At 67.8% G+C, this 26,780-nt stretch carries 29 protein-coding genes; 12 read left to right on the forward strand and 17 right to left on the reverse strand.

The genetic code is table 11. The annotated features are described in order from the left end of the window. Positions 1 to 22 precede the first annotated feature (22 nt). The 13 genes from cysS to J2Y54_RS12830 form a co-directional block, all read right to left on the reverse strand. A complete protein-coding gene (cysS, locus tag J2Y54_RS12770) occupies positions 23 to 1,465 on the reverse strand; it encodes a cysteine--tRNA ligase (RefSeq protein ID WP_405052917.1) in 1,443 nt (480 codons plus the stop codon). A 40-nt stretch (positions 1,466 to 1,505) separates the two neighbouring features. After that, positions 1,506 to 1,733 (reverse strand): hypothetical protein, encoded by a 228-nt coding sequence (locus J2Y54_RS12775; RefSeq protein ID WP_310040192.1) that lies wholly within the window; start codon positions 1,731 to 1,733, stop codon positions 1,506 to 1,508. A gap of 106 nt (positions 1,734 to 1,839) precedes the next feature. Then, complete coding sequence (locus J2Y54_RS12780; RefSeq protein WP_310040194.1) at positions 1,840 to 2,643, reverse strand: RNA methyltransferase; 804 nt, start codon at positions 2,641 to 2,643, stop codon at positions 1,840 to 1,842. Between the two features lie 4 nt (positions 2,644 to 2,647). After that, positions 2,648 to 2,920, reverse strand: a complete 273-nt coding sequence (locus J2Y54_RS12785; protein WP_310040195.1) for an HPr family phosphocarrier protein — start codon at positions 2,918 to 2,920, stop codon at positions 2,648 to 2,650. Beyond that, complete coding sequence (locus J2Y54_RS12790; RefSeq protein WP_310040196.1) at positions 2,917 to 3,324, reverse strand: PTS sugar transporter subunit IIA; 408 nt, start codon at positions 3,322 to 3,324, stop codon at positions 2,917 to 2,919. Before J2Y54_RS12790 ends, J2Y54_RS12785 begins: the two co-directional genes overlap by 4 nt. A 24-nt stretch (positions 3,325 to 3,348) precedes the next feature. Further along, positions 3,349 to 4,269 (reverse strand): RNase adapter RapZ, encoded by a 921-nt coding sequence (gene rapZ, locus J2Y54_RS12795; RefSeq protein ID WP_310040197.1) that lies wholly within the window; start codon positions 4,267 to 4,269, stop codon positions 3,349 to 3,351. Beyond that, positions 4,266 to 4,703: an HPr kinase/phosphorylase gene (locus J2Y54_RS12800; protein WP_405052918.1), complete on the reverse strand. Its 438-nt coding sequence runs from the start codon at positions 4,701 to 4,703 to the stop codon at positions 4,266 to 4,268. Before J2Y54_RS12800 ends, rapZ begins: the two co-directional genes overlap by 4 nt. 17 nt (positions 4,704 to 4,720) lie before the next feature. Then, complete coding sequence (locus J2Y54_RS12805) at positions 4,721 to 6,319, reverse strand: stimulus-sensing domain-containing protein (RefSeq protein ID WP_310040198.1); 1,599 nt, start codon at positions 6,317 to 6,319, stop codon at positions 4,721 to 4,723. After that, positions 6,288 to 7,004, reverse strand: coding sequence for a response regulator transcription factor (locus J2Y54_RS12810; RefSeq protein WP_310040199.1), 717 nt, complete (start codon positions 7,002 to 7,004; stop codon positions 6,288 to 6,290). The genes J2Y54_RS12805 and J2Y54_RS12810 overlap by 32 nt, the downstream gene beginning before the upstream one ends. A gap of 67 nt (positions 7,005 to 7,071) precedes the next feature. Further along, positions 7,072 to 7,713: a DUF1109 domain-containing protein gene (locus J2Y54_RS12815; protein WP_310040200.1), complete on the reverse strand. Its 642-nt coding sequence runs from the start codon at positions 7,711 to 7,713 to the stop codon at positions 7,072 to 7,074. A 2-nt stretch (positions 7,714 to 7,715) separates the two neighbouring features. Continuing rightward, a complete protein-coding gene (locus J2Y54_RS12820) occupies positions 7,716 to 8,246 on the reverse strand; it encodes a sigma-70 family RNA polymerase sigma factor (protein WP_310040202.1) in 531 nt (176 codons plus the stop codon). 25 nt (positions 8,247 to 8,271) lie between these two features. Continuing rightward, the gene (locus J2Y54_RS12825; protein ID WP_310040203.1) at positions 8,272 to 8,736 is read right to left on the reverse strand and encodes a DoxX family protein; all 465 of its coding nucleotides are present in this window, start codon (positions 8,734 to 8,736) and stop codon (positions 8,272 to 8,274) included. Positions 8,737 to 8,763: 27 nt separating this feature from the next. Next, positions 8,764 to 9,048, reverse strand: coding sequence for a DUF2282 domain-containing protein (locus J2Y54_RS12830; protein WP_310040205.1), 285 nt, complete (start codon positions 9,046 to 9,048; stop codon positions 8,764 to 8,766). Between the two features lie 190 nt (positions 9,049 to 9,238). Here J2Y54_RS12830 and J2Y54_RS12835 point away from each other — a divergent pair, with 190 nt between their 5' ends. The 5 genes from J2Y54_RS12835 (at position 9,239) to J2Y54_RS12855 (ending at position 14,274) form a co-directional block, all read left to right on the forward strand. Beyond that, positions 9,239 to 9,529, forward strand: a complete 291-nt coding sequence (locus tag J2Y54_RS12835; protein WP_310040207.1) for a hypothetical protein — start codon at positions 9,239 to 9,241, stop codon at positions 9,527 to 9,529. Between the two features lie 88 nt (positions 9,530 to 9,617). Then, entirely contained in the window at positions 9,618 to 10,442 is an 825-nt protein-coding gene (locus J2Y54_RS12840) for a DUF692 domain-containing protein (RefSeq protein WP_310040208.1), read from the forward strand. Beyond that, positions 10,439 to 11,245: a DNA-binding domain-containing protein gene (locus tag J2Y54_RS12845; protein ID WP_310040210.1), complete on the forward strand. Its 807-nt coding sequence runs from the start codon at positions 10,439 to 10,441 to the stop codon at positions 11,243 to 11,245. The genes J2Y54_RS12840 and J2Y54_RS12845 overlap by 4 nt, the downstream gene beginning before the upstream one ends. A gap of 121 nt (positions 11,246 to 11,366) precedes the next feature. Beyond that, positions 11,367 to 12,986 carry a phosphoenolpyruvate carboxykinase gene (locus tag J2Y54_RS12850; protein WP_310040212.1) on the forward strand — a complete coding sequence of 540 codons (1,620 nt, stop codon included), beginning with the start codon at positions 11,367 to 11,369 and terminating at the stop codon, positions 12,984 to 12,986. A 130-nt stretch (positions 12,987 to 13,116) separates the two neighbouring features. Further along, positions 13,117 to 14,274, forward strand: a complete 1,158-nt coding sequence (locus tag J2Y54_RS12855; protein WP_310040213.1) for a mechanosensitive ion channel domain-containing protein — start codon at positions 13,117 to 13,119, stop codon at positions 14,272 to 14,274. Here the strand turns inward: J2Y54_RS12855 and J2Y54_RS12860 are convergent. From J2Y54_RS12860 to J2Y54_RS12875, 4 genes are all read right to left on the reverse strand, one after another. Beyond that, positions 14,271 to 16,085 carry a DUF885 family protein gene (locus J2Y54_RS12860; RefSeq protein ID WP_310040215.1) on the reverse strand — a complete coding sequence of 605 codons (1,815 nt, stop codon included), beginning with the start codon at positions 16,083 to 16,085 and terminating at the stop codon, positions 14,271 to 14,273. The two genes, J2Y54_RS12855 and J2Y54_RS12860, sit on opposite strands and share 4 nt — an antisense overlap. A gap of 80 nt (positions 16,086 to 16,165) precedes the next feature. Beyond that, positions 16,166 to 17,356, reverse strand: a complete 1,191-nt coding sequence (locus J2Y54_RS12865; RefSeq protein ID WP_310040217.1) for a GNAT family N-acetyltransferase — start codon at positions 17,354 to 17,356, stop codon at positions 16,166 to 16,168. Between the two features lie 109 nt (positions 17,357 to 17,465). After that, positions 17,466 to 17,930, reverse strand: coding sequence for an NfeD family protein (locus J2Y54_RS12870; RefSeq protein WP_310040219.1), 465 nt, complete (start codon positions 17,928 to 17,930; stop codon positions 17,466 to 17,468). Further along, positions 17,927 to 18,913, reverse strand: a complete 987-nt coding sequence (locus tag J2Y54_RS12875; protein ID WP_310040221.1) for an SPFH domain-containing protein — start codon at positions 18,911 to 18,913, stop codon at positions 17,927 to 17,929. The genes J2Y54_RS12870 and J2Y54_RS12875 overlap by 4 nt, the downstream gene beginning before the upstream one ends. Before the next feature lie 46 nt (positions 18,914 to 18,959). Here J2Y54_RS12875 and J2Y54_RS12880 point away from each other — a divergent pair, with 46 nt between their 5' ends. From J2Y54_RS12880 to J2Y54_RS12910, 7 genes are all read left to right on the forward strand, one after another. Then, positions 18,960 to 19,781, forward strand: a complete 822-nt coding sequence (locus J2Y54_RS12880; protein ID WP_310040222.1) for a CoA ester lyase — start codon at positions 18,960 to 18,962, stop codon at positions 19,779 to 19,781. A gap of 86 nt (positions 19,782 to 19,867) precedes the next feature. Next, positions 19,868 to 21,325, forward strand: coding sequence for an IMP dehydrogenase (gene guaB / locus J2Y54_RS12885; protein ID WP_310040223.1), 1,458 nt, complete (start codon positions 19,868 to 19,870; stop codon positions 21,323 to 21,325). Positions 21,326 to 21,444: 119 nt separating this feature from the next. Continuing rightward, positions 21,445 to 23,532, forward strand: coding sequence for a PAS domain S-box protein (locus tag J2Y54_RS12890; RefSeq protein ID WP_310040225.1), 2,088 nt, complete (start codon positions 21,445 to 21,447; stop codon positions 23,530 to 23,532). A gap of 48 nt (positions 23,533 to 23,580) precedes the next feature. After that, positions 23,581 to 24,390 (forward strand): hypothetical protein, encoded by an 810-nt coding sequence (locus tag J2Y54_RS12895; protein WP_310040226.1) that lies wholly within the window; start codon positions 23,581 to 23,583, stop codon positions 24,388 to 24,390. Between the two features lie 20 nt (positions 24,391 to 24,410). Beyond that, complete coding sequence (locus J2Y54_RS12900; RefSeq protein WP_310040228.1) at positions 24,411 to 24,950, forward strand: hypothetical protein; 540 nt, start codon at positions 24,411 to 24,413, stop codon at positions 24,948 to 24,950. A 9-nt stretch (positions 24,951 to 24,959) separates the two neighbouring features. After that, positions 24,960 to 26,144 (forward strand): RsmB/NOP family class I SAM-dependent RNA methyltransferase, encoded by a 1,185-nt coding sequence (locus tag J2Y54_RS12905; protein WP_310040229.1) that lies wholly within the window; start codon positions 24,960 to 24,962, stop codon positions 26,142 to 26,144. Between the two features lie 32 nt (positions 26,145 to 26,176). Beyond that, the gene (locus tag J2Y54_RS12910; RefSeq protein WP_310040230.1) at positions 26,177 to 26,683 is read left to right on the forward strand and encodes a tetratricopeptide repeat protein; all 507 of its coding nucleotides are present in this window, start codon (positions 26,177 to 26,179) and stop codon (positions 26,681 to 26,683) included. Positions 26,684 to 26,780 lie beyond the last annotated feature (97 nt).

A 26,780-nucleotide genomic window follows, 5' to 3' on the forward strand; every position in this document is an offset into this window, starting at 1 on the left:
TTCGCGGGGGTGACGAACGGGATTAGAGTTCTACCCGCCAGTCCCACCCGATCGGGTCGCCGTCCATCACCTCGACTCCCGCACCGATCAGTTCGTCGCGGATCGCGTCTGACCGCGCGAAGTCTTTCGCCGCGCGGGCTTCCTTGCGCTGGGCGAGGCGGGCTTCGATCTCCGCTTCGGTCACCTGGGCATCGGCCGGCCGCACGCGCAAATCGGCGCGGGACAGGTCCATCAGGTTGAGGCCGAGCGCGGTGTCGAACTGCGTCAGCGTCATCAGCCGCGCTTCCTGTCCCAATTGCTTGTCGGCGAGCAATTCCTCCAGCACCGGTAGCGCCTTGGGGGTGTTGAGGTCGTCGGACATCGCCGCGTCGAGCCGTTCGAGATAGCTCGCGGCGTTACCGCCACCCTTGCCCTCGGTCGCGCGGAACTTCTCCGCCGCCAGCACCAGCCGCCGCAGCCGTACCAGCGCCGCCATCAGATTCTCGCCGCTGAACTCCAGCTCGCTGCGATAATGCGCGGAGAGGCACATCAGGCGATAGGCGAGGGGGTGGACGCCCTTTGCCACCAGCGCATCGAGCGTCGCGATGCCGCCCTTGGACTTCGACATTTTCCCGCCGCGATCGACCAGGAAATTGTTGTGCATCCAGAACCTCGCGCCGGAGTTCGCGCAGCGGCAATGCGCCTGATTCTGCGCGATTTCGTTGACGTGGTGGATCTCGCGATGGTCGATCCCGCCGGTGTGGATGTCGAACGGCAGGCCGAGCAGCTCGGCGCTCATCACCGAGCATTCAAGATGCCAGCCCGGCGCGCCGCGGCCCCAGGGTGAATCCCACTCCATCTGCCGCGTCTCGCCCGGCGGGGTGGTGCGCCAGATCGCGAAATCCTGTGGATGGCGTTTGCCCTCGACGCTCTCGATCCGGCCCTCGCCGGCATCGTCCTGCCCGCCCGACAGTTTGCCATAATCGGGCACGGTGCTGCTGTCGAAATACAGGCCGCTATCGAGCTGATAGCAATGCTGGTCGGCGATGCCCTTGGCGAAGTCGATCATCTTGGCGACGTAGTCGGTCGCCAGCGGCATGTGATCGGGGGTGCGGATGTTGAGGTCGCGCAGGTTGCGGCGGAACACATCGGCATAGTGACGGGAAATGTCCCACGCGCTCAGGCCGCGCTGCTTCGCCGCCGCCTCCATCTTGTCCTCGCCCGCGTCGGCGTCGGAGGTCAGATGGCCGACATCGGTGATGTTGATGACATGGGTGAGCGCATAGCCCTTCCACCGCAGCACCCGGCTGAGCGTATCGGTGAACACATAGGCGCGCAGATTGCCGAGATGCGGGTCGCTATAGACTGTCGGCCCGCACGAATAGACGCGCACACCCTTGGCGGGGTCGATCGGCGCGAACGCTTCGGTCGCGCGGGTGAGGCTGTTGTAGAGGGTGAGCGTGGCGCCAGTCATGCGCTGCGCCATAGCGCGGGGGAGGCGGCTTACCAACCTCCCCGCGCGCGAATTACGCCGCGAGCGGCTTGGACTTTTCGCTGACGCGGAAGGTGCCCGCGCCAAAGCTGCCGCCATGGTTGATCGGCAGCGCGGTGGCGCAGAAGGCGCATTCCGCAGTCATCCGCCCGATCGTCCAGTGCGACTGGCCGCAACCGGGGCAGATATTCTGCTCCCCGGGGCGAAAGGCAATGCGATAGCCGCTATTGGCGGCGGTGAAGGGGGTCGTGTCGTAAAACATCGGCTCGTCTCCAGACTTGCCCGGTTCGACGCACGGAATCCGGTTTTTGTTCCAAGTGCGTAGCGAAGCGGTTTGCCCGTGTTGCCAATGTGCAACGGTCGCGCGGTCAGTCCAACGGACGGATTCGGTCGAGCACCGTGTACGCCATCACCGCCGTCGCGACCGCGGCATTGAGGCTGTCGGCCTTGCCCAGCATCGGGATTTTCACGCGCACATCGCACGCCGCGGCATAGTCGTCGGGAAGTCCCTGCGCCTCGTTCCCGGTCAGCAGGAACACCGGCGCGGCAAAGTCCGGCGCGCGGTAATCGACCGCACCCTCGAGCGCGAGGCCGACGAGTTGGCCCGGCCCGGACCGCAGCCACGCATGGAACTCCGCCCACGGCGCGCGCGCCAGGGGAATCGTGAACAGCGCGCCCATGCTCGCGCGCACGGCCTCGACGCTGAACGGGTCGACGCACTCGTCCACCAAGATCAGCCCGCCCGCGCCGACCGCGTCGGCGGTGCGCAGGATCGTGCCGAGATTGCCCGGATCGCGCAGCCGCTCTGCCACCAGCCAGAGGGGCGCGGTGCTGCGGTCGATGCGGGCAAGATCGGTCGACAGCTCGCGATACACGCCAACCACCGCGCCGGGATTGTCCTTGCCCGACAGCTTGGACAGGATGTCGCTGTCGGTCGCGATCACCTCACCGCCCGCAGCTTCGGTCGCCGCGATCAGCTCCTGTGCCAGCGGATGCCCGTCATGCCCCTTGGCAAAGAACAGATAGGCAGGGAGGTGCCCCGCCTCGCGCGCCTCGGTCAGGATGCGCAGCCCTTCGGCCAGGAATAGCCCCTCGTCGCGACGATGCTTCTTGTCGCGCAGGCTGCGGACCCGCTTCACCAGCGGATTGGAAAAGGCGGTTATTTCGCGCACCGGCTCAATCCTCGCCGAAGCGATCCTCGACCAGTTCGACCAGCTTGAGCACCGCGTCCTCGGCGCCGTCGCCGGCGGCGCTGATCGTGATCGTGTCGCCCATCGCGGCGCCCAGCATCATCAGGCCCATGATCGACGTGCCGGTGACGGCATTGCCGTCCTTCTCGACCGTCAGTTCGACCGGCTGGGCCGAGGCGAGGGTGACGAACTTGGCGCTCGCGCGTGCGTGCAGGCCGCGGCGGTTGCCGATCAGGACGGTGCGGCTGACCCGGCTCAAGCGGCCGCCTCGCCCAGCACCTCGGAAGCGACGGTAATGTATTTGCGCCCGGCCTCACGCGCCGCTGCCACCGCTTCGGTCACCTTCATCGTCTTGCGCGCGCCGCCCAGGCGAATCAGCATGGGCAGGTTGATGCCCGCGATCACCTCGACCTTGCCCGCTTCCATCAGCGAAATGGCAAGGTTCGACGGGGTACCGCCGAACAGGTCGGTCAGGACAATGACCCCGCGGCCACCATCGACGGCCAGGATCGCCTTGGCGATATCGCTGCGGCGCTCTTCCATGTCATCTTCAGGCCCGATCGCGATGGTCGCGATTCGATCCTGCCGTCCGACAACATGCTCCATCGCGACGACGAACTCCTCCGCGAGCCGCCCGTGCGTCACGAGTACCAGTCCAATCATGTCGTTACATTTGTCCCATGCGGTTCATTTGCCGACCGGCGGGCCTTCTAGCGAGTCCTGCGGCGCGGTCTGCAAGTCACGATGTGTTACCGTGGGCGAAAAACCCGCATCGCGCAACCGCGTAGCGATACGTTCGGCGACATGGACCGACCGGTGTCTTCCCCCGGTACAGCCAAAGGCAAGGGTGACATAGGATTTCCCCTCCGCCTGATAGCGCGGGAGCAGCAGCAGGATCAGATCCTCGATCCGCTGCATCGCTTCGGGATAGGCGGTATCGGCGGCGACATAGGCGGCGACGTCCGCATCTTTGCCCGTCCCGGGCCGGAGCGATTCGACCCAGTGCGGATTGCGCAGGAAGCGCATGTCGAGCACCAGGTCGGCGCCGGCGGGAATGCCGCGGGCAAAGCCGAACGACATCACCGACACCACCGTCTCGCCAAGGCCCGGGCCGGAAAAGGTCCGCCGGATCTGCTGCGCCAGCTCGTTCGCGCTCATGCTCGTCGTGTCGACGACGCGATTGGCCCAGCGACGCAGCGGCTGAAGCAACTCGCGCTCGCGATGGATGCCGTCGCTCGCCGGACGGTCGAGCGCGAGCGGGTGGCGGCGCCGGGTCTCGGAATAGCGGCGTTCCAGCTCCGACCCAGAACAGTCGAGGAACAGGGTCCCCATGTCATAGCCGCGTTCGTCGCGCAGCTTCTTGATGCGGCGCACGATGCTGTCGGCGTCGAACGCGCGGGTGCGGGTGCCGATGCCGAGCGCCAGCGGCCGGTCGTCGCCATCCGCCCCTTCGGGCGGGTCGGTGTCGAGCAGACGGTTGAGCAGCAGCAGCGGCAGATTGTCGACCACTTCCCAGCCCAGATCCTCCAGCGTGCGCAGCACGGTCGATTTGCCCGCCCCCGACATGCCGGTGACGAGCAGAATCTGCTTGGGACGGCGCCTGTTCATCGGCCCAGCTCCTTGAGGTGACGCAGCGCCAGTTCGACCTTGATCGGCGCGGACGGTTCGAGTGCGGGAAGCGCGACGACCGGCACGTCGACGCCGGCGATCCGGCGCCGCTGCGGCAGATCGGGCATGCGTGGCGGATCGTCGAAAATCGTGATGAGCAGCGCGACCGGGGCGCTTTCGGCATGGGGCAGGGGGATGACGCCAATCCCGCGCACTTCGATCCGGCCGGCGATGGTCGCGGGGGCGGCGGCGTGCAGCACGCCATCACGGCGCGTACAGATCGTATAGTCGTCCGCGACCAGCATCGCGCCGCGGTCGATCAGGCGCAGCGCCAGATCCGACTTGCCTTCGCCCGACCGCCCCTCGACCAGCACGGCGCTACCGTCGATCGCGACGCACGAGGCATGGAGCGTTTCGGAAGACAGGATCGCCACGTATCGCCTCCGTGTTGCTACCGTTCCTGCACGCGCGGCAGGCGGACGACGAACCGGGCGCCGCGAATCCGGTCTTCGCGCGTTTCGACGCCGATCGTTCCCTGATGGCCTTCGACGATGGTCCGCGCGATCGCAAGCCCCAGTCCGGAATGTTTGCCGAATTCCTCCCCCTCGGGCCGGTCGGTGTGGAAGCGGCGGAAAATCGCCTCGCGCGCGTCTTCCGGCACGCCCGGCCCCTCATCCTCGACGCGTGCCTCGAGCATCTCGCCCGCCGGAATGAGCGACAGCGCCACCGTCCCGCCATCGGGCGAGAACGAGATGGCGTTGTCGATCAGATTGGCGAACACGCGCTCCAGTCGCGCGCCTTCGCCCATCACCAGCGGGGCTGGCGCTGCCCCCGGGGGCGCGTCGAAGCGCAGGCGGATGTTGCGCTCGATCCCGCGCGCGGTGCGGTGTTCGACCATGGCGGCGAGCATCGCGGCCAGATCGACCGGATCGAATTTGGCGCGCGACAGCTGCGCGTCGAGGCGCGAGGCTTCGGAGATATCGCTGATCAGCCGGTCGAGCCGCAACACATCGTCGCGCACTACCGCCAGCAGCTGCGCCTGCAATTCCGGATCGCGCACCGCCATCAGGCTGTCGACCGCGGAGCGGAGCGAGGCGAGCGGGTTCTTGATCTCATGCGCCAGATCGGCGGCGAATGCCTCGGTCGCGTCGATCCGCGCGCGTAGCGCCAGGCTCATGTCCGATAGCGACCGGGCGAGGTGGCCGATCTCGTCGCGCCGCTCGGGCAGACGCGGTACCACCACCTCGCGCGCGCGCCCCAGCCGCACCCGCACCGCCGCGCGGGCAAGGCGGCGCAGCGGGCGGACGATGGTTCGGGCGAGGAACAGCGAGAGGAAGATCGACAGCCCGGCGGTAAAGGCGAGCACCAGCCCCAGTCGGAACCGCTCGATCCGCACCCGCTGCGTGATGTCGCGCGCGTTGGAGCTGGTGAACACCGCTCCCCCCGGGCCATAGGGCGCGGCGGCGGTGATGACCGGCGTGCGATCCGGCGCGCGCCACACGCTCGCGCTGGCTTCGCCGGTGCGCAGCGCTGCGGCCAGGTCGGGCCAGTCAAGGCCCCGGTCGGGCGCGCGTTCGCGAAACTGTGCGACCCGGTCGGCGCCCGCCACCTTGTCGATCACCGCGTCGAGAAAGCGCGCCGCGCTCTGGTTCCACGGGTCCTTGTCGGGATCGCGCAGCACGAAATTGTTGAGCCCCAGCGCGCGCGTGTCGAGCGTCATCCGCCCGGCGCGATCGTACAGGCGGATGCGGATGTCGGCCTCGCTCGCCACGCGTTCGATCAGCGCGGTGCGGTCGTCGGGCGGCGTCATCGCCACCGCCTGCGCGATCAGCCGCGCCTCGCGGCTCGCCTGTTCGACGCGGCTGTCGACGATGCGCGCGCGATAGCTGTCGAGGTAGAAGAAACCGCCCGCCAGCATCACCAGCGCAAAGATGTTCACCGCCAGAATGCGCGGCGTCAGGCTGACCCGGCCGGACCAGCGCAGCGACAGGTCGCGCTCTTCCCGCGTCGCGGCGGACCTATTCGTCGGAGAAGCGATATCCGGCGCCATAGAGCGTCTCGATGGCGTCGAATGTCGGATCGACCTGCCGAAATTTGCGGCGCACGCGCTTGATATGGCTGTCGATGGTGCGGTCATCGACGTAAATATCGTCCTGATACGCCGCATCCATCAGCTGGTTGCGCGTCTTGACGATGCCGGGCCGCTGGGCGAGCGTTTCGAGGATCATGAACTCGGTGACGGTCAGCGTGACGTTGTCGCCCTTCCACGTCACCTTGTGTCGTGCCGGGTCCATCGTCAGCGGCCCGCGCTCGATCACCGGCTGGACCTCGGCCGCTGCCTCTTCTTCGCCCTGCGCCGTCGCCGCGACCAGCTCGGTCCGGCGCAGGATCGCGCGGATGCGGGCGATCAGCAGCCGCTGGCTGAACGGCTTGGCGATGTAATCGTCCGCGCCCATCGCCAGACCCAGCGCCTCGTCCAGCTCGTCATCCTTGCTGGTCAGGAAGATCACCGGGATCTGGCTCTTCTCGCGCAGCCGCCGCAGCAGCTCGAGCCCGTCCATGCGCGGCATCTTGATGTCGAGCACCGCCAGCTCGGGCGGATTGTCGACCAGCGCCTTCAGCGCCGCCTCCCCATCCGAATAGACGCGCGTGACAAACCCCTCGGCCTGCAACGCGATCGACACGGACGTCAGGATGTTGCGGTCGTCATCGACCAGCGCAATCGTTGCGGTCATGGTGCGGGGGTAGCGGAATGTGCGGCGCGGCTCAACGGGCCACGGCGCCCCGCAGCCGCCAATCGCGTTACCAGCGAATCCAGCGCGGCACGAGCAAGCGCCCCAGCGCCGCCCATATCGCAACCGGTGCGACGTGCCAGATTCCGAGATGCGCGATTGTGTCGATCGGGCATGACAATCCGTAAGCAAAGCTGCCCAGCGCGCCCGCAGCTACGCCGGTGTAGAAGCCGGCGCTGTTCAGGGCGACCGGCGCACCCCGGCGCAGCCATGCAATCAATGCTGCCGCGACGCCAGCACCGCTTGCTGTGCCGGCGAGAAAGCATTCGAGACCGTGCACGGCATAGTCATGCCCCAGCGGATGACCGTTCAGGAGCACAACCAAGACCGCAGTCGCGGGTAAGATGGCGAGCGCGACCATTAGCCAGCGCGCGCTATCCTGCCGCGCGCCGACGCGTGGTCCGGCCATGCGAATGACCCCAAGCGCCGCGACAAGCCCGACAAGGCCGATCAGCGCGTTCGCGACAAAGAACATGCTGCTCGCCTCGCCCAGAAGCGGGCCGGACCACAGTCCCATTGCGAGCGCCACCGCCGCGATCGTCGCGGCCATGGCAAGTGTCAGCCAACGCAGGCCCTGTTTCGTCCGCAACGGGCTCACGGGCTCAAGCCCTTTGGCGAGCTGGGCAATCAGGGGCGAAGGCGGGCGGGGCATGGTCAGTCAGCCTCTTCTACGAGCGTGGCGAGTTTTCTCAAACCGCGATGGATATTGACCTTGATGAGGCTTTCGCTCTGACCGCTGCGTTCGGCCGCTTCTGCGACAGACAGCCCCTTGATCTTGACCAGTTCGATCGCCGCGCACTGGCCCGGCGGCAGGTGAACAAACAGCCGCTCCAGGCTCATCCGCGCCAGCACTGCATCTTCGTCGCTGTCTTCCGCCGAATCCTGATCCTCCAGCGCGTCTTCGGCCGTGCGATAGACCCGTCGCAGATGATCGACCCAGCGGTAGCGCGCGATGGCCGCGAGCCACGGGAGAAAGGCGCGCGTCTCATCCCAGGTCGCCCGCTTGGCGTGCACCGCCAGCAACACGTCCTGCACCAGATCGTCAAGCTGCCCCGGTGCGACGCGGCGGCGGAAATAACGTTCCAGCCACAGCTGCACTTCGGTCAACAGGACAGTGTAGGCGCGACTGTCGCCTGCCTGAGAGGCGATCATCAGCCGCACGAAGCCGGCTTCGTCAGCAATCATCGCCGCCCTCCCGTCGCGCCTCGGTTCAGCCCAGCCGGCCGCGCCTGCCGTCGATCATCGCATCGAGCGATACGACGCCGCCACCCCGCGCGATCAGGATAGCTGCCAGTGCGACCCAGAGGATATGTGTCGCCCACCAAGCATCGGGATAAACGAAAACCTGGATGACCAGCGTCATGCCGAGCAGCGCGAGCGCGGAGAAGCGCGTCGCCAGGCCGATCAGCAGCAGCGCTGGGAACAGATGTTCGGCCATCAGTGCCATTGGTGCGGCAAGTTCGGGCGGCAGCGGGACCGCGCTGTAGTCATGTTCGAACAGATAGCGGGTGGAGTCGCTGAGTTCGAACCAGCTGCCCTCCACCACCTTGCTGCGGCCCGCGCGCCAGAACACTCCGGCGAGCGCGACCCGCGTGAGCAGCAGCGCAACGCCCTCTGCCGTGCGCGAACCGACCAGAGTGACGGCCCGGTCATACAAAGATGCGATGCGCTGCATGTCGATATCCTGTCAGATGCGAAGGGGTCAGCGCTGGACCGGGGTCAGCGAACCCTTGCCCTTGGGCGTTTCGGTCTTCGCGCACGTGCCCTTGGGCACCAGCTTCCAGGCATTGCCCTGATAGTCGCGGGTCGAGCTCCCGGCGCAGCTGGTGCCGGGGCCCGCCGCACAGTCATTCTTGCCCGCCTTGGCGATGCCATAGCATTTTTCCATCTCGGGCTTCTGCGCGGCGGCGGGTGCGGTGCTGAGGGCAGCGGCAAGGCCTGCGGTGGCGGCGAGCCCGGCGATGCGGGCAATCGTGGAAGCAGTCATCGTCATCGTCTCCAGATAAGGGTGCGATGCCGACGCATGGGATCATCATCGGCACAGCCGCTTATTCGGAAGCGCGTCGGCAATCGTTACAACGCAGGAAAAATTGTTTCGGGTGTAACCCCGGCGGCGGGTGCGGCGAACTAGCCACTGTGCGCTTTCGCACGACGATCCGCTTGAAAGGACTAGCGACATGAAGACCGCAACGCGCACCGCCGCATCCATCGCCGCCACCGCCGCCGCCATTGCACTCGGTTCGGTCGCGGCCTTCGCCGCTGACACGCCTGCGGGCAGCAAGGGCCGCGCGGTCGGCGCGAAGGACACGGTGCATTGCTATGGCCTGCACAGCTGCAAGGGCCAGTCCGACTGCGCGACGACCGAACACCAGTGCAAGGGTCAGAATGCGTGCAAGGGCCATGGCTTCAAGGCGATGAAGGCCGGCGAATGCCTCTCAAAGGGCGGAACTATCGGCGACCTCGGCTGATCCGTCCGATCCGGCGGGTCGTCCCCGTAAACCTGGCCCGCCGGATCACACACTGGTTTCATCGAGGAACAACGTGATGCCTGCATGCATGTCCCTTGGCGGCTTCGGTCTTGGCCTGCGCCGCGACCATTATCGCGACTTCCTCGACGGCGAGGTGCCGGTCGATTTCGTGGAGGTGATCTCCGAAAACTTCATGGTCGATGGCGGCCGCCCGTTGCGCATCCTGGAGCAGGTGCGCGCGAAGCTGCCGGTGATCCTGCATGGCGTGTCGATGTCGATTGGATCGGCGCATGGCCTCGACCCCGATCATCTCGCCCGCTTGCGCGCGCTGGCTGACCGGATCGACCCCCTATGGGTGTCCGACCACCTATGCTGGACGCGGACCAGCGCACACAATAGTCATGACCTGCTCCCGATGCCGCTGACTCGCGATGCACTCGATCTGGTGTGCGACAATATCGACCGTGCGCAAACGGCGCTGGGCCGCGCGCTGCTGTTCGAAAATCCGTCGAGCTATCTGTCCTTTCCGCAGGACGATTTCGCCGAGTGGCAGTTTCTGGCCGAGATGAGCCGCCGCACCGGCTGTTACCTGTTGCTCGACGTCAACAACATCTACGTCAGCGCGTGCAATCTAGGCTTCGATCCGGTGGATTACCTCGCGGGCATCCCTGCCGAGCGGGTGCGGCAGGTGCATCTCGCCGGGTACACCCCTGGCGAGATCGTGATCGACACGCATGACCGACCGGTTTGTGACGCGGTCTGGGCGCTGTTCGCGCGGGCGATGCCGCTGCTCGGCCCGGTTGCGGTGATGATCGAGCGTGATGACGCGATCCCGCCCTTGCCCGAGCTGCTGAACGAGCTCGATCGCGCGCGCAGCATCGCCGCGACCGCGCGGCTGGAGGCAGCGGCATGACCGCGCTTGCGATGCTTCAGGACGCGTTTCTGGCATGTCTGCACGACGATGATGCGCCGTTGCCGTTCGGCCTCGACGCTACGCGCGCGGCGGGCATGGCGGTCTATCGCAACGGTTATCGCGTGCGGCTGCTCGACGTGCTGGCGGACAGCTATGCGCGCACTGCCCGGCTGGTCGGCTCAGAGGTCTTTCATCAGGCCGCGGCGCACCATTTGATCGCGCACCCGCCATCGTCCTGGACGATCGACCGGGCAGGTGAGGGGTTCGCCCAGACCTGCGACGGGCTGTTTGCCAACGACCCCGATGTGGCCGAACTCGCCTGGCTGGAATGGGCGATGCAAACCGCGTTTACGGCCCGTGACGAAGCTCCGCTGACCCATGCCGGTTTTGCCGCGGCGACGGCGGCCTTCGATGCGGCGGAATGGGAGCGGTTCGTGCCGGTGCCGGTCGCCGGAACGGCGCTGCGACCGGTGACCCATGATTTGCCCCGCCTGTGGCGGTCGCTAGCAGACGATGCGAATCAGCCGGTGGTCGAGCGGCTGGATCAGCCGCAATGGCTGCTCGTCTGGCGCGAAGGCGAGGAAGCGGTGTTCGCGCTCCTCCCCGACCACGAGGGCGAGGCGCTGAACATGGCGCTGCACGGCGCGACCTTTGGCGACATCTGCGCCCGTGTGGCCGACCGGTTCAGTGCGGAAGGGGCCGCAGCGGCAGCGGCGGCGCTCCTTAAGCATTGGCTGGAAGTCGGCGTGATCGGGTCGGTGCGCACCACGATGCAACAGGTCAGCGTTGTCAGCCAAAAATAGCCGGTTAACGCGCTTTTGACACCGGTTACTCCGGTTGACCCCCCTTTTTTCCGCCGCCTATGCGCGACTCCACGCATACGAATGCAGACCCGCGCAGCGAGGCGCGGCGGAGGAGAGAGACGTGACCGATCGTACCCCGAAGATCGGCCTCGACGCGCTGGGCGTCGCGGCTGGCACCGCCATCCACTGGAACCTGCTGACCGCGCCGCTGGTCGAGCATGCCGTCCAGCGCGGCGAGGGCCGCCTCGCCAAGGACGGACCGCTGGTCGTCGAAACCGGCAAGCACACCGGGCGCAGCGCCAAAGACAAGTTCATCGTCCGCGATGCCGAGACCGAGAACAGCGTGTGGTGGGGCAGCACCAATGTCGGGATGACGCCGGAGCATTTCGCGGCGCTCAAGGCCGATTTCCTGACGCACCTTGGGAGCAAGGACACGCTGTTCGTGCAGGACCTGTACGGCGGTTCGCAGCCCGAGCATCGCGTGCGCGTCCGCGTCGTCAACGAATATGCGTGGCACAGCCTGTTCATCCGCACGTTGCTGTGCCGGCCGGAGGCGGACGAGCTGCCCGGCTTCGACCCCGAATATACGATCATCGACCTGCCGAGCTTCCGCGCGGACCCAGCCAAGCATGGCTGCCGCAGCGAGACGGTGATCGCGGTCAACCTGACCGAAAAGCTGATCCTGATCGGCGGCACCGCCTATGCTGGCGAGATGAAGAAGAGCGTGTTCGGCCTGCTCAACTACCTCCTCCCGGTGAAGGGCATCATGCCGATGCACTGCTCGGCCAATATCGGCCCGAACGGCGACACGGCGGTGTTCTTCGGCCTCTCGGGTACCGGCAAGACGACGCTGTCGGCCGATGCCAGCCGCACGCTGATCGGCGACGATGAGCATGGCTGGTCGGACACCGCGGTCTTCAATTTCGAGGGCGGCTGCTACGCCAAGATGATCAACCTGTCGGCCGAGGCCGAGCCGGAGATTTTCGCGACCACCAAGCGCTTCGGCACGGTGCTCGAAAATGTCGTGATGGACGCCGAAACGCGCGAGATCGACCTGTTCGACAACAGCCTGGCGGAAAACAGCCGCGGCTCCTACCCGCTCGATTTCATTCCGAACACGAGCGAGAAGAATCTGGGGCCGGTGCCGCAGAACATCATCTTCCTCACCGCCGACGCCTATGGCGTGCTCCCCCCGATCGCAAAGCTGACGCCGGAACAGGCGATGTATCACTTCCTCTCGGGTTACACCGCGCGCGTCGCGGGCACCGAGATCGGCGTGACCGAGCCGTCGGCGACCTTCTCGACCTGTTTCGGTGCGCCGTTCATGCCGCGCCATCCGTCGGTCTATGGCAATCTGCTCAAGGAGCGGATCGCCAAGGGCGGGGTCGATTGCTGGCTGGTCAACACCGGCTGGAGCGGCGGCAAGGCGACGATGCCCGGGATCAAGCGCATGCCGATCCGCGTCACCCGCGCGCTGCTCAACGCTGCGCTCGACGGCAGCCTGAAGGACGCGGAGTTCCGTCAGGACCCCAATTTCGGCTTCATGGTTCCGGTCGCGGTCGGCGAGATCGACCCCAACATGCTCGACCCGCGCGCCGCCTGGGCGGACAAGGGCGAATATGACGCGACCGCCGCCAAGCTGGTGGACGAATTCGTCGCCAATTTCGCGCAGTTCGCGGATCATGTCGACGCGGGTGTCCGTGACGCGGCACCGCGCAGCCGCACTGCCGAACCCGCCTGATCGCGACGGGGCGCGACGGTCCGCCGGACCTCGCGCCCCGCTTCCCGATCTCACGAGGCGCAGATCGGGCGTATCCGCCAGTAGGCGACCGTAGCGGGAACCGGCTGCGGCGTGGCCGGTTCATGCTGCAATGCGGCAGATTTTTCCCGAGCGCTGGGACGTGCCTGTTCAGGTCGTCGACTCACTGACCGTGCTCGCCGCGATCCTGATCGCGTTGGTGGTCCATTGGGCCGCAATGCGGATCGCGCGCCAACTCGCCGCGCGCACGCCGGAATCGATCGACGACGTCTTTGTCGATGCGGCAGCACGGCCCGCGCGCTGGATTGTCGTCGCCCTGGCGCTCGCATCGGTGCGGCAATTGCTTCACCTCGACGACGGCGCCCGCGCCTTGTGGGGGCAGGCGGCGGGGATGATCGTGCCGCTCCTGCTCGGCTGGCTCGCGATCAACCTGATCCGCGCCGGGGGCAGGGCGGTCGAACTGAGCGCCGATATCAGCGTAGCCGACAATCTCCGCGCGCGCCGCCGGCGAACGCGCAGCGCCATTCTGACCCGCGTCGCCGTGTTTCTGGTCGGGTTCGTGACCATCTGCCTGATGCTGCTCTCGATCCCCAGCGTTCGATCGGTCGGGGTCACGCTGATGGCTTCGGCGGGCCTTGCCGGGCTTGCGGTCGGCGCCGCCGCGCAACCCGCGCTCAAGAACATCATCGCCGGCATCCAGATGGCGTTCACCGAGCCGATCCGGATCGACGATGTCGTCATCATCGATGGCGAATGGGGCCGGATCGAGGAAATCCGCCTGACCTATGTCGTGGTCGCGATCTGGGACGAGCGGCGATTGGTGGTGCCGGTTTCGAAGTTCCTGGAAGAAAGTTTCCAGAACTGGACGCGCAATTCGAGCCAGCTCCACGGGACAGCCTTTTTCTGGCTCGATCCGACTGCGGACATCGCACGGCTGCGCGCGCGGCTGGAGGAACTGGTGCGCGCCAACGAGCGCTGGGACGGGCGCGGCTTTGTGCTGCAGGTCACCGATACCCGGCCGGACGCGATCGAGGTCCGTGCGCTGGTCACGGCCCGGGACGCGGCCAATGCCTTCGACCTGCGCTGCGACGTTCGCGAGGGGATTCTGGCGTTCATTCGCGACGAAATGCCTGAAGCATTGCCGCGCGGCCGCATGGAGCTGGGCCGCCCCGGCTGGACCGATCCGGCCGCGCTACCCGTGCCGCCCGCGCCGGGCGAGGAGGGCGCGAGCGGCGGCGCCGGCACGATCCCGGACGACGCGCGACCCTAGGCCTTGCGGCTGGCGATGTGCCGGTCGATCACGCTTTCCAGAACGCTCATCGGCACCCCGCCGCCGAGCACCAGCGCGTCGTTGAACGCGCGGAAATCGTAACGCGGGCCAAGTTCGCGCTGCGCCCTGGTGCGCAGCCGGTTGATCGCGGTGTGGCCCAGCTTGTAGCCGCACGCCTGACCCGGCCAGCTGCAATAGCGGTCGACCTCGCCGCTCACTTCCTCGACCGACGAGCCGTTGGCGGTGGCGAACCATTCGATCGCCTGTTGCCGCGTCCAGCGCTTGGCGTGCAGCCCGGTGTCGACCACCAGACGGCACGCACGGAACGCGAGGCTCTGGAGATAGCCCAGCCGCCCGACCGGATCGCTGTCATACGCCCCCAACTCCGCGCCGAGCTGTTCGGCGTAGAGCGCCCAACCCTCGCTATAGGCGTTGAAGCCGAGCAGCGAGCGGACCAGCGGCAGCTTGAACGTATATTCGCCCTGCCACGCATGGCCCGGAATGCCCTCATGATAGGCAAGGGTGGCGAGGCTGTATTTGGTGTGCAGATGCGTGGTGCGCAGGTTGAGCCAGACGCGTCCCGGCACCGTGCCGTCGATCGACCCCGCGCCGCCATAGGCGCCCGGTGCGCCCGGCTCCTCGGCCAGTGGCAAGCGCTTTACCTCGACATTGCCGCGCACCAATGTGTGGAACGCCTGCGGCATCTTGGCCTTCATGTCTGCGATCGTCTTGGTCATATAGGCGAGGATTTCCTGTCGCCCCGCATCGGTGTCGGGATAGAGGAACTTCGGATCCTTGCCGAGCGCGGTCATGCGCGCGCCGACCGTCCCCTGGCTGTAGCCGAGCTTGCGCAGGATGCCGTCCATCTCCGACTGGAGCGCTTTCAGCTCCTCCTGCCCGGCGCGGTGGACTTCGTCCGGGGTCATCGTCGTGGTGGTCGCCGCGCGCAGCGCCCAGGCGTAATAGGCCTCGCCGTCCGGGAATTTCCACACGCCCGCATCCGACGTCGCCTTTGCACGATGGCGCTTGAGCTCGGCGATCTGGCGGTCGAGCGCCGGGGCGATTTTCCCCGCCGCCAGCTTCGCCGCCGCCACCGCCTGATCGCCGGTCACGACCTTGTTCCCGGTGAACTTTTCGACCAGCTCCCATTTGCCCGCATCGGTGCCGCGGGTCAGCGCGATCTGGCGCAGGCACTTGTCGAGCAGGAAATCGGGCGCGACGACGCCCTTGTCGTACGCGATCTTCAGCCGCTCGGTCTCGCCGTCGATCTGTCCGGCCCAGCCCTCGAACCGCGTCAGCCACGACGCCGCATCCGCCGCGCTCTCGACCTTGTGATCGCTGTCGAGGAAGCGCGGCATGTCGAGATAGGCGCCGACATTCTGGATCGCGACATAGGGGGTGTTGCGCCACCCGCCGACCGCGACATCGCCATAGCCGAAGGCAAAGCCGTCCAGTCCGGTCTGGAACGCGGTGCGCACGACATCGACATTGGTCTGCATCACCGGCGACAGCGTGCTGCGGTCGAGTGCGTCGAGCTGCGCGATGCGTGCCCGCAGGCCCTCGGCCACCTTCTGCCGGCCCGCCATGCTGCGATCCTCGACCATCGACCTGAGGTGCGCGCGCTCGCCCTTGTCGATGCCGAGCGAGGTCGCGCTTTCGGGCGAGCTGGTCAGCAATTGTTCGGCAGTCGCGCTCAACAGCGCATCGGCCGCGGCGTCCGCCGATGGCGCGCCCTTGGCGCAGGCGGGCAAGGCGGGAAATGCGGCGAGGGTGGCGGTTGAGGCAAGGAACTGGCGGCGGGTGGGGGTCATGCGGGCTCCGGATACGCGGAAGGGTTGTTACCCGCGTTACCTTAGCCGCAGGGATGGCCAGCGCCACCCGCTAACCGCGCCTATTCCCCGAAACTGATCGCCGCCGCCGCGATCGCGCCCATCGCCATCAGCATGTCGATGCGGCTGCGCCCCTTGCGCGCGCGGGCGGCGTGGCGGAGCAGGCTGGCGGTGCGATAGGCTTCACCGGCGATGGCGCATTCCGGGCCCCAGCGCAGCTGGAGCAGCGACGATGCCGCGCGGTTGCGCACCAGCAGCAGGTCGACGATCCGCGACCCCGCTTCCGCGCCCATTTCGCGCTTGTAGCCCGAATCGCCCGCGCCGAAATCGATCCGCTCGATTCCCAGTGCCGCTGCCTGGCTCACCAGATGGGCAGTGACCAGCTTGCCGGGGCGATAGGCGGCAAAGGCCTCGTCATAGCTGCTGGCGATGCTGTACTGGACCGGCGGGGTCAGCAGGTCGAACGAGAAGGCAATGGGCCGCCCGTCGACGCGCAGCACCGTTGCCATCAGCATATTGGCCAGAACGGGATCGCTCAGCACGCGCCGCCAGTCGGCGCGGCGTGTTTCGGACAGGAATTTGGCGCCCGTTCCGTCGGTCGCGCGACCGACCCAGCTCGCCTGCTCGATCGCGCCGAGATCGTCGAGCAGCGCCGCGCTCCAGCCGGACCCGCGCGCGCACTCGATGGTGACCGCGCCCTGCTGCGCCAGCTGCCGCGCATAGTTGTTGAGCCGCCGCCGCGTCGATGCGCGCGGCCAGCCGGTCGCCGGATCGAAGAGGAAACTTTGCCCCAGCGGGCGCGACAGCACCGTCCATCCCGCCATCGCGGCGGCGCGCGAGAACAGCTGCGCTGCGGGATCATCGGCATAGGTCGGGCCAAGCCGCCACAGCTGCCCCAGCGCGCCGAGCGTCACCGGATGGGTGAGGAAGTCGGCAAGCTCCTCGGCGGTGGCATCTGCCGCGATCGGCAGCGCACGGAACGGCCAGTAGCTGCCCGGTACGGTCCGCGCGCCGACCAGTGCCGGACCAAAGCCGACCGTCGGGAGCGCCGCCACCGGCGTCTCGTCGGCGCGCCACGCGATCAGCGTTGCCGCGCGGCCGTCGTCCGCCGCGCCGAACCAGGCGGCGCGCAAAAAGCGGTGATGCGGGGCGAGGGCAGGGCAGAGCAAGTCCACGACGCGGCTGATGCCCGGCTGCCGCTCCACCGCGACGCCGATGCGCTGCTTTGCCCAGTCGATCCGTTCAACGTACATCGATCCGCTCCCTGGCGCGCAGGGTTAGCGGGCAAATCCCTTCGATCCGGTAAGCAGGCCGGCCGCACGCGTTCAGCCGGACGGCAGCAGCCGCAAGGCGGCAACAGGCTCAGTCGGAGGCGATGGCGCGCACCGGTTCGACCACCACGATCCCGCCGCGCACGGCGACGATCCGGCCCTTGCTTCCGGCGGGGAGATCCGGTCCCTCCGCCGGCCATTCGCCATCGCCGACGCGCACGCGTCCGGTGCCGCCGTCAATCGCCTCGACCACGGTCACGCTTTGCCCGATCATCCGCGCAGCGCGGTTGTTGAGGTCGGGGTCGGCGCTCGGCACCGGGTTCGCGCCATACCAGCGCTTGCCGACCAGGACCGCGACCGTCGACCATGCCGCAAAGCTGATGAACTGGCCGATCGCGCCCAGCTCGGGAAACAGCAGCGCCAGCACGCCGGTCGCCGCCGCGCCGAGCGCAAGGAAGGTCAGATACACGCCCGGGATCAGCAGCTCGCAGATCGCGAACAGCGCCGCGACGATCAGCCAGACGAACCCTGCCTGATCCGACAGCCACTCGCTCATTCCTGCGCGGCTCCGAACGGCGACTGGCGCACGCGCGCGGGCGGGGCGGGGGGCGCAGGCGGCGTGTCCTTGCCGCCCAGCGCTTCCTTCGCCAGCTCGCCGATACCGCCCAGCGTGCCGATCAGCTGCGTCGCCTCGACCGGGAACAGGATCGTCTTGGCGTTCGGGCTGGTCGCGAACTTGCTGACTGCTTCGACATATTTCTGCGCGATGAAGTAATTGAGCGATGCGGCCGATCCGCTCTCGACCGCCTGGCTGACCAGCTGCGTCGCCTTTGCCTCGGCCTCGGCCGCGCGCTCGCGTGCCTCGGCGTCGCGGAAGGCGGATTCCTTGCGTCCCTCGGCTTCAAGGATGCGGGCCTGTTTCTGCCCCTCGGCGCGCAGGATCTCCGACGCGCGGCTGCCCTCGGCCTCGAGGATGTTGGCGCGCTTCTCGCGCTCGGCCTTCATCTGTCGCGCCATCGCGTTGACGATGTCGGCGGGCGGGCGGATGTCCTTGATCTCGACTCGGGTGATCTTGACGCCCCACGGCGTGGTCGCATGATCGACGACGTTGAGCAGCCGCGCGTTGATCTCGTCGCGCTTCGACAGCGTCTCGTCGAGGTCCATCGATCCCATCACCGTGCGCAGGTTGGTCGTCACGAGGTTGAGCAGCGCGACATAGAGATCGCTGACCTCATACGCCGCCTTGGGCGCGTCGAGCACCTGGAAGAAGACGACGCCATCGGTCGAGATCATGGCGTTGTCCTTGGTGATGATCTCCTGCCCCGGAATGTCGATCACCTGCTCCATCATGTTCACGCGGCGCCCGACGCGATAGAAAAAGGCGGGGTAGAGGTTGAACCCCGGCTGCGCGACGGCGGTGAAGCGGCCGAAATGCTCGATCGTGTAATGATAGCCCTGCCGGACGATCTTGATGCTGGCGAACAGGTACAGCAGCACCAGTAGCATCAGGATGAAGAAGGTTCCGATCGTCAGTTCCATCGCTAGTCCCCTCGCATTTCGGCCGTGACTCTAGCATAGCGCTGCCATGAGCAAAGCGATTTACGCCCCGCCGCGCACCGCGCTGTTCCTGCCTGCATCGAATGCCCGCGCCATCGAAAAGGCGAAAGGGTTGAATGCTGACATGGTGATCCTCGACCTCGAGGACGCGGTGAAGGCGGAGGACAAGGAAGCCGCGCGCGCGGCGATGAAGGCGGTCGACGGCTTTGGCGACCGCCCGTTCGGTGTCCGCGTCAATGCCAAGGACAGCGATCACTGGAAGGCGGACCTGAAGGCGGTCAAGAAATCCGCCGCCACCCATGTCATCGTGCCCAAGGTCGAGACGGCCGAGGCGATCACCTATGCCGCGCTCTATGCCGACCGCCCGGTGCTGGCGATGATCGAGACCGCGGCGGGGGTGATGAATGTCGGCCCGATCGCCAGCACCACCGGCTGGGGCGTCGAGCTGGCCGGGCTGATCGTCGGCACCAACGATCTCGCCGCATCGCTCAAGCTGCCCCCGGCGGCGGGCCGCGCACAGATGGCGCTGTCGCTCCAGCTCGTGGTGCTGGCGGCGCGCGCGCGCGAACTCTGGGTACTCGACGGCGTGTTCAACCGCCTCGACGATCCCGAGGGGCTGGCGGCGGAATGCACCGAGGGTCGCCTGCTCGGCTTCGACGGCAAGAGCCTGATCCACCCCAACCAGATCGACATCGCCCGCGCCGCGTTCGACCCGACCGAAGCGGAGCTCGACGAAGCGCGCGCGCTGGTCGCGGCGTTCACCGGCGGCGCCGAACGTTATAAGGACGCGATGATCGAAGAGATGCATGTCGACCGCGCCAAGGCGCTGTTGGCGCGGGCGGCTAGCTGAACTTGATCAATCCTCCCCCCTAGCGCCTGTCCCCATGCGCGGTTACATGGGCCGCCAATTCTCGACTCAGGAACTTGGCGCACCCCATGGATATCCCCCTCGGCCTCACCTTCGACGACGTCCTGCTCTATCCGGGCGAGAGCGAGGTGCTGCCGAGCATGGCGGACACGCGCACGCGGGTGACCAAGGCGCTCGCGCTCAACATCCCGATCCTGTCCTCGGCGATGGACACGGTGACCGAAGCGGACATGGCGATCGTCATGGCGCAGCTCGGCGGGCTCGGCGTGCTCCACCGCAATCTCGAGATCGACGAACAGGTTGAAGCGGTGCGTGCCGTCAAGCGCTTTGAGAGCGGCATGGTTGTTAATCCGATTACCATGTCGCCCACCGGCACGCTGGCCGAGGCGCAGGCGCTGATGGCGCGGCGCAAGATCAGCGGCATTCCGATCACCGAAGCCGGCGGCAAGCTGGTCGGCATCCTCACCAACCGCGACGTGCGCTTCGCCGAAAATCCGGGCCAGCCGGTCAGCGAGCTGATGACCCACGACAATCTCGCCACCGTGTCGATCGGCGTCGGGCAGGAAGAGGCGCGCCGCCTGCTGCACCAGCGCCGCATCGAAAAGCTGCTGGTCGTGGACGAAAACTACCGCTGCGTCGGCCTGATCACGGTCAAGGACATCGAAAAGGCGGTGAACTATCCCAACGCGACCAAGGACGGTGCGGGCCGGCTGTGCGTCGCCGCTGCCACCACCGTGGGCGACAAGGGCTTCGCGCGCACCGAAGCGCTGGTCGATGCCGAGGTCGACCTGATCGTAATCGACACCGCGCACGGCCATAACAAGGACGTCGCCCGCGCGGTCGAGCGGGTGAAGAAGCTGTCGAACCGCGTCCAGGTCGTCGCCGGAAACGTCGCCACCGCGGCGGCCACCCGCGCGCTGATCGACGCGGGCGCGGACGGGATCAAGGTCGGCATCGGCCCGGGTTCGATCTGCACCACCCGCGTCGTCGCCGGCGTCGGCGTGCCGCAGCTGACCGCGGTGATGGACGCCGCGAACGAAGCCGCCAAGTCGGACGTGCCGGTGATCGCCGATGGCGGCCTGCGCACCTCGGGCGACCTTGCCAAGGCGCTTGCCGCCGGGGCCTCGACCTGCATGGTCGGATCGCTGCTCGCGGGCACCGAGGAAGCACCGGGCGAAACCTTCCTGTATCAGGGCCGCGCGTACAAATCCTATCGCGGCATGGGCAGCGTCGGCGCAATGGGCCGCGGCTCGGCCGACCGCTATTTCCAGGGCGATATCAAGGACCAGCTCAAGCTCGTTCCCGAGGGGATCGAGGGGCAGGTTGCGTTCAAGGGCCCGGCCAAGGACGTGATCCACCAGCTGATCGGCGGCATCAAGGCGGCGATGGGCTATACTGGCGCCGCGACCATCCCCGAGCTGCAGCAGAAGGGCAAGTTCGTCCGCATCACCAATGCGGGCCTGCGCGAAAGCCATGTCCATGACGTGACGATTACGCGTGAGGCGCCGAATTACCCGACGCGGTAACCCCCGCCGAAACCGCGTGATCTCAAAAATTTAGGTGCCGCAGGAACCGTGCGGCGCGCGGGTGCGTTGTGTGCTCCGGGGCGATGCATGTGCGTCGACGGGGCAGCGACGGAGCAGGCGTGGTATCCAGCGCACAGAGGGCGGCGAACGTCCCGGCATTTCTGGCAAATGGCGGCGAGATGGGCGCGCGCATCGCCGCCTATGACTGGTCTTCCACATCGGTCGGCGCCATCGCCGACTGGTCGCAGAGCCTGCGCAGCATCGTCGCCTTTCTCGTCAATTCCCCCGTCCCGCTGGTGATGCTGTGGGGGGAGGACGGCCACCTCGTCTACAATGACGCATATTCCGTGTTTGCCGGTGAGCGCCATCCCGGCCTGCTCGGCATGAAGGTGCTGGAGGCGTGGCCCGAAGTCGCCGATTTCAATGCCAATGTCATGCGCGTCGGGCTGGCGGGCGGCACGCTGGCCTATCGCAATCACAAGCTGCTGCTCAACCGGACCGGCACCCTGGCGGAATGCTGGCTCGACCTCGATTACTCGCCGGTGTTCGACGATGACGGTCGGCCTGCCGGCGTGCTGGCGGTGGTGGTCGAGACGACCGAGGCGGTGCTGGCCGACCGCGCGCTGCGCGACCTCAACGCGACGCTCGAACGGCGCGCGACCGAACGCGCGACCGCGCTGGAGCAGAGCCAGATCCAGTTCCGCCTTCTGGTTCAGGGGGTTACGGACTATGCGATCTACATGCTCGATCCGGACGGGATCGTTGCCAGCTGGAATGCCGGTGCCCAGCGGATCAAGGGCTATGCCCCCGACGAGATCATGGGTGCGCATTTCTCGACCTTCTATCTTGAAGACGATCGCGCCAGGGGCGAGCCGCAACGCGCGCTCGAAGCGGCGCGGCGCCAAGGGCGCTTCGCCGCCGAGGGTTGGCGGTTGCGCAAGGGGGGCATCCGCTTTCGCGCCAGCGTGGTGATCGACGCGATCCATGACGATGACGGCAAGCTGATCGGCTTCGCCAAGATCACGCGCGACATTACCGAGCGCGAAGAAGCACAGCGCGAGCTGGAGGTGGCGCGCGAAGCGCTGTTCCAGGCGCAGAAGATCGAGGCGATCGGTCAGCTGACCGGCGGGGTCGCGCATGATTTCAACAATCTGCTGATGGCGATCATGAGTGGCCTCACGCTGCTGCGCAAACGCCTGCCCGATGGCGATGCGCAGGCCGTCCGGCTGATCGACAATTCGATGCAGGCGGCCGAGCGCGGCGCCGCGCTGACCCAGCGGATGCTGGCCTTTGCCCGCCGCCAGGAGCTCAAGACCGAACGCGTCGATGTCGGCGCGCTTGTCGCCGACATGCGCGGCCTGCTCGAACGGACGATCGGTCCGGCCTGGCGGATCGAGACGTCGTTCCCCGATCGCCTGCCGCGCGTGGTGGCGGATTCGAACCAGCTCGAAATGGCGCTGATGAACCTGGTGGTGAACGCGCGCGACGCCATGCCTGATGGCGGCGTGATCCGGATCGAGGGGATGGAGCAGGAGGCGATCGGCAGCGTGCGGGGACTGGCGCCGGGCCATTATGTCCGCATGACCGTCATCGATTCCGGGACCGGCATGGACCCGGCCACGCTGGCACGGGCGACCGAACCCTTTTTCACGACCAAGGGCGTGGGCAAGGGGACCGGGCTCGGCCTGTCGATGATCCATGGCTTTGCCCGTCAGAATGGCGGCGCGCTGGAGATGGAAAGCGCGCCCGGCCTGGGCACCCGTGCGCATGTCTGGCTGCCGGTTGCGGGGGCGTGCGACCGCATTGCGGCCAGCCCGCCGGTGCGCAGCCTTGCGCATCCGCCTGCCCGGTCGCTGGTCGTACTGGTCGTCGACGACGATCCGCTCGTCCTGATGAACACCGCCGATCTGCTCGCCGATCTGGGGCATCGCGCGATCGAGGCTGAATCCGGTGCGGTCGCGCTCGATCGCCTGGCGACGCGCGACGATATCGCGCTGCTGATCACCGATCAGGCGATGCCGGGGATGACCGGGACCGAATTGATCGCCAGCGCGCGCGCGATGCGGCCGGGACTGCCGATCGTGCTCGCCACCGGCTATGGCGAGACGCCGAGCGACGCGGCGAGCGGTCTGGTGCGGCTCAACAAGCCATTCACGCAAGGCGACCTCGAGCGCGCGGTCGCGGAGGTGATGCAGCAACCGGCGTGATGGTGCGACATGATTTCGACGCAATGCCCGGGCAGGTGCGTCGACGTCTTGTCGAACTCAGCCGTCCTGCCCCCGCCTGACCATGCGCCCCCTCCGCTGTCGCGGTTGCGTGAGCGCTTCGGCACGCGCGCGGTTGCGATCGCGCTTGCGCTGCTGGTCGAACTGCTGCTGGCGTTGCTGCTGCTCACGATCGCGCCGCGGATCCTGACCCCGCCCGAGGAAACGGTGCCGATGGCGACATTCGGGGTCAGTCCGGAACCGGAACCAGCGCCGGAGCCGCCCTCGGCCGCGCGCCCGGCGGAGACAGCGCCGCGCACCGCTGCGCAGCCCCGGCCGGTCGAAGCCGAGCCGCAGCCGGCGGAGCCGGCGGTCAACGATCCCGCTCCCGCGCCACCGGTGCTGCTCGATATTCCATTGGGGCGCATGCCCGACATTGGCGCGGTGCCGCGTCGCCCTGCTGCCGGGCCGGCGGCGCCCGCGCGCCGGGTTGCCGGTCCGCCCGCGCCCGGCCCCGATCCCGGAGATTCGCGGCGGGTCGAGGGACGCGGGCCGAACGGAGAGCCGCTCTACGCCGCTGCCTGGTACCGCAAGCCCTATGACAGCGAATTGCGCGGCTATCTGTCGACCGCGCGCGCGCCCAGCTGGGCGCTGATCGCATGTCGCACCGTTGCCGATTTTCGCATCGACAGCTGCGCGCTGCTCGACGAATATCCAGAAGGCGCGAACATCGGCCGTGCGGTGCTGGCCGCCGCATGGCAATTCCGCGTCCGGCCGCCCCGCTTGCGCGGGCAATATCAGGTCGGCGAATGGGTGCGCATCCGCATCGACTGTGGACTGGATTCGGTTGCGGCCGAGTAGGCGTTGGAAGGAATTTGGGCATGTGGATTGCGGCATTGGCATTTCTCGCGGCGGCGCAGGCGGGCGGACAGGATGCGCCGGCGCTGACCCCCGGCACCGTCACGGTCGAAACCGCGGCAGGCGCCGATGCGCCCGCTGCGGTGCGGCAGGTGTTCGCCGATGCCGTCGAACAGGCGCTGCTCGACGCCCGCTTCACCGCGCTGCCGTCCCAGGCGCGTGGCCGCTACATCGCGCGCATCGGGGTCACGCGCGCGCCGCGCGGCGCGGTCGCGTCGAACGGGCGTGAGCCGGGGGCATCGGGCGGCGTCGGCAATTGGGGCGGCGGCATCAGTGTCGCGCTGCCATCGGACAAGCGCCAGCTGCGCGGGCTGATCGTGACCACGCTGACCGTCGAGCTGGTCGCCCGCGCGGACGACACGGTGGTGTGGCGCGGCAGCGCGCTGACCGCCCAGGCCGAAGGCACGCGCGCCGACACCCCGGCGGCATTGGCGGCGAAGCTGGCGCCCGCCATCATCCGCAGCTTTCCGCAGCCGCTCGCCGAACCGCTGTCGATCCCCTAGAGCGCCGGCATGACCCCCGCCGCGCGCACCCGGACCGCCATCGAACTGCTCGACACGATCATCGCCGCCGCGCGCGACGGTGGCGCGTCGGCGGACGTGCTGATCGCGCGTGAACTCGCCGCGCGGCGCTATGCCGGGTCGAAGGACCGGCGTGCGATCCGCGGCCTGGTCTATGACGCAATCCGCCTGTGCGGTGCGGTTCCGGCGAGTGGGCGTGCGGCATTGCTCGCGCTGGCCGCGCGCGATCCGGATCTCGCCGCGACCTTTGACGGCTCGCCCTACGGCCCGGCGCCGATCGCGCCCGAAGAGGCCGTCGCGGCACCGGGCGTCGCGCCGGCGTGGCTGATCGACGCGCTCGCCGCATCGGGTGTGGCCGCAGAGCAGGCCGCGGCGTTGCTCGACCGCGCCCCGCTCGACCTGCGCGCCAATCCGCGCAAGACGACCCGCGACCAGCTCGCCAATCTCTTCCCCGATGCGGCGCCGATCCCCGGCCTCGATCTGGCGGTGCGCCTGCCCGCCGACACGCCGGTGGAAAAGAGCGACGCCTACGCGCAGGGCTGGTTCGAGGTGCAGGACGCGGGCAGCCAGGCCGTCACCCTCGCCGCTGGTGCAGCACCGGGCATGCGCGTGGTCGATCTGTGCGCTGGCGGGGGCGGCAAGACGCTCGCGCTGGCTGCCGCGATGGCGGGGGAGGGGACGATCCTCGCCAGCGACAGCGACCGCGCGCGCCTCTCGCGCCTCGCCCCGCGTGCGCAGCGGGCCGGAGTGGAGATCGTCGAAACCCGCATACTCAACCCGAACCGCGAGGCTGAGGCGCTGACCGACTGGGTCGACGGCGCCGACGTCGTCCTGATCGATGCCCCCTGTTCGGGCACCGGCACCTGGCGCCGCAATCCCGAGGCACGCTGGCGGCTCACCCCCGCCCGGCTTGCGCGGCTGGTCGAAACGCAAGGCCGCCTGCTCGATGTCGGCGCGGCGCTGGTCCGCCCCGGCGGCGCGCTGATCCACATCGTCTGCTCGCTGCTCGATGCGGAAGGGGCGGATCAGGTCACCGCCTTCCTCGCCCGCAACCCTGGCTTCGCTGTCGAGCCGCTTGCGCTCCCGCTCGGCACGCCGCATGGGCCGGGCATGCGTCTCACCCCGCTCCGCGATGCGACCGACGGCTTTTTTGTCGCGCGGCTGGTGCGCGCATGATAGCCCTGTCCACTCCACGTCCGGAGACTGTCATGCGTATCTCGCTTGTGTCCGCTGCCGCTGCCCTGGCGCTGCTCAGCGTGTCCACCTCGATCAATGCCCAGCGCGCCGACGATCAGATCGATCCGCGATCGGTGGCGCTGCTCGAACGCGGGAAGGCCGCGCGTGCCGCGGGCAATCTCGACGCCGCCAATGGCCTGATCGAAAGCGCGCTGGCGGTCGATCCGCGCAACCGCGCCGCCTATCGCGCGCTGGCCGACATCGCGCGCGCACAGGGCCTGCCGGGCAAGGCGATCCGCTTCTACCGTGAGGCGCTGACGCTGGAACCCAATGACCAGGCGGCGCTGCGCGGGCAGGGTGAGGCGATGGTCCAGAAGGGCGCGGTTGAGCGCGCCAAGGAAAATCTCGCGCGCCTCAAGACGCTGTGCGGCAATTGCGCCGACGCGACCCAGCTGGCTGCGGCAATCGCCAAGGGCCCACCGGCGACGGCGACCGCGCAGGTCGCTCCCGCAGCAAAGGCCGACGAGAAGAAGAACTAGAAAAATCCTCCCCGGAACGGGGAGGGGGACCAGCGAAGCTGGTGGAGGGGGCCCGAGGCAGGCGAATCCGGTTCCTCGGGCCCCCTCCGTCAGCGCT

It is taken from the genome of Sphingomonas sp. BE123 (genome assembly GCF_031456015.1).
In the GTDB taxonomy this organism is placed as follows: Bacteria; Pseudomonadota; Alphaproteobacteria; order Sphingomonadales; family Sphingomonadaceae; genus Sphingomonas.

What these genes read in the sequence shown, in the direction of transcription:
- cysS (WP_405052917.1), bottom strand. Translation starts at nt 1,465, where the DNA reads ATGGCGCAGCGCATGACTGGCGCCACGCTCACCCTCTACAACAGCCTC.
- J2Y54_RS12775 (WP_310040192.1), bottom strand. Translation starts at nt 1,733, where the DNA reads ATGTTTTACGACACGACCCCCTTCACCGCCGCCAATAGCGGCTATCGC.
- J2Y54_RS12790 (WP_310040196.1), bottom strand. Translation starts at nt 3,324, where the DNA reads ATGATTGGACTGGTACTCGTGACGCACGGGCGGCTCGCGGAGGAGTTC.
- rapZ (WP_310040197.1), bottom strand. Translation starts at nt 4,269, where the DNA reads ATGAACAGGCGCCGTCCCAAGCAGATTCTGCTCGTCACCGGCATGTCG.
- J2Y54_RS12805 (WP_310040198.1), bottom strand. Translation starts at nt 6,319, where the DNA reads ATGGCGCCGGATATCGCTTCTCCGACGAATAGGTCCGCCGCGACGCGG.
- J2Y54_RS12810 (WP_310040199.1), bottom strand. Translation starts at nt 7,004, where the DNA reads ATGACCGCAACGATTGCGCTGGTCGATGACGACCGCAACATCCTGACG.
- J2Y54_RS12815 (WP_310040200.1), bottom strand. Translation starts at nt 7,713, where the DNA reads ATGCCCCGCCCGCCTTCGCCCCTGATTGCCCAGCTCGCCAAAGGGCTT.
- J2Y54_RS12820 (WP_310040202.1), bottom strand. Translation starts at nt 8,246, where the DNA reads ATGATTGCTGACGAAGCCGGCTTCGTGCGGCTGATGATCGCCTCTCAG.
- J2Y54_RS12825 (WP_310040203.1), bottom strand. Translation starts at nt 8,736, where the DNA reads ATGCAGCGCATCGCATCTTTGTATGACCGGGCCGTCACTCTGGTCGGT.
- J2Y54_RS12830 (WP_310040205.1), bottom strand. Translation starts at nt 9,048, where the DNA reads ATGACTGCTTCCACGATTGCCCGCATCGCCGGGCTCGCCGCCACCGCA.
- J2Y54_RS12835 (WP_310040207.1), top strand. Translation starts at nt 9,239, where the DNA reads ATGAAGACCGCAACGCGCACCGCCGCATCCATCGCCGCCACCGCCGCC.
- J2Y54_RS12840 (WP_310040208.1), top strand. Translation starts at nt 9,618, where the DNA reads ATGTCCCTTGGCGGCTTCGGTCTTGGCCTGCGCCGCGACCATTATCGC.
- J2Y54_RS12845 (WP_310040210.1), top strand. Translation starts at nt 10,439, where the DNA reads ATGACCGCGCTTGCGATGCTTCAGGACGCGTTTCTGGCATGTCTGCAC.
- J2Y54_RS12855 (WP_310040213.1), top strand. Translation starts at nt 13,117, where the DNA reads ATGCGGCAGATTTTTCCCGAGCGCTGGGACGTGCCTGTTCAGGTCGTC.
- J2Y54_RS12860 (WP_310040215.1), bottom strand. Translation starts at nt 16,085, where the DNA reads ATGACCCCCACCCGCCGCCAGTTCCTTGCCTCAACCGCCACCCTCGCC.
- J2Y54_RS12865 (WP_310040217.1), bottom strand. Translation starts at nt 17,356, where the DNA reads ATGTACGTTGAACGGATCGACTGGGCAAAGCAGCGCATCGGCGTCGCG.
- J2Y54_RS12870 (WP_310040219.1), bottom strand. Translation starts at nt 17,930, where the DNA reads ATGAGCGAGTGGCTGTCGGATCAGGCAGGGTTCGTCTGGCTGATCGTC.
- J2Y54_RS12875 (WP_310040221.1), bottom strand. Translation starts at nt 18,913, where the DNA reads ATGGAACTGACGATCGGAACCTTCTTCATCCTGATGCTACTGGTGCTG.
- J2Y54_RS12880 (WP_310040222.1), top strand. Translation starts at nt 18,960, where the DNA reads ATGAGCAAAGCGATTTACGCCCCGCCGCGCACCGCGCTGTTCCTGCCT.
- guaB (WP_310040223.1), top strand. Translation starts at nt 19,868, where the DNA reads ATGGATATCCCCCTCGGCCTCACCTTCGACGACGTCCTGCTCTATCCG.
- J2Y54_RS12900 (WP_310040228.1), top strand. Translation starts at nt 24,411, where the DNA reads ATGTGGATTGCGGCATTGGCATTTCTCGCGGCGGCGCAGGCGGGCGGA.
- J2Y54_RS12905 (WP_310040229.1), top strand. Translation starts at nt 24,960, where the DNA reads ATGACCCCCGCCGCGCGCACCCGGACCGCCATCGAACTGCTCGACACG.
- J2Y54_RS12910 (WP_310040230.1), top strand. Translation starts at nt 26,177, where the DNA reads ATGCGTATCTCGCTTGTGTCCGCTGCCGCTGCCCTGGCGCTGCTCAGC.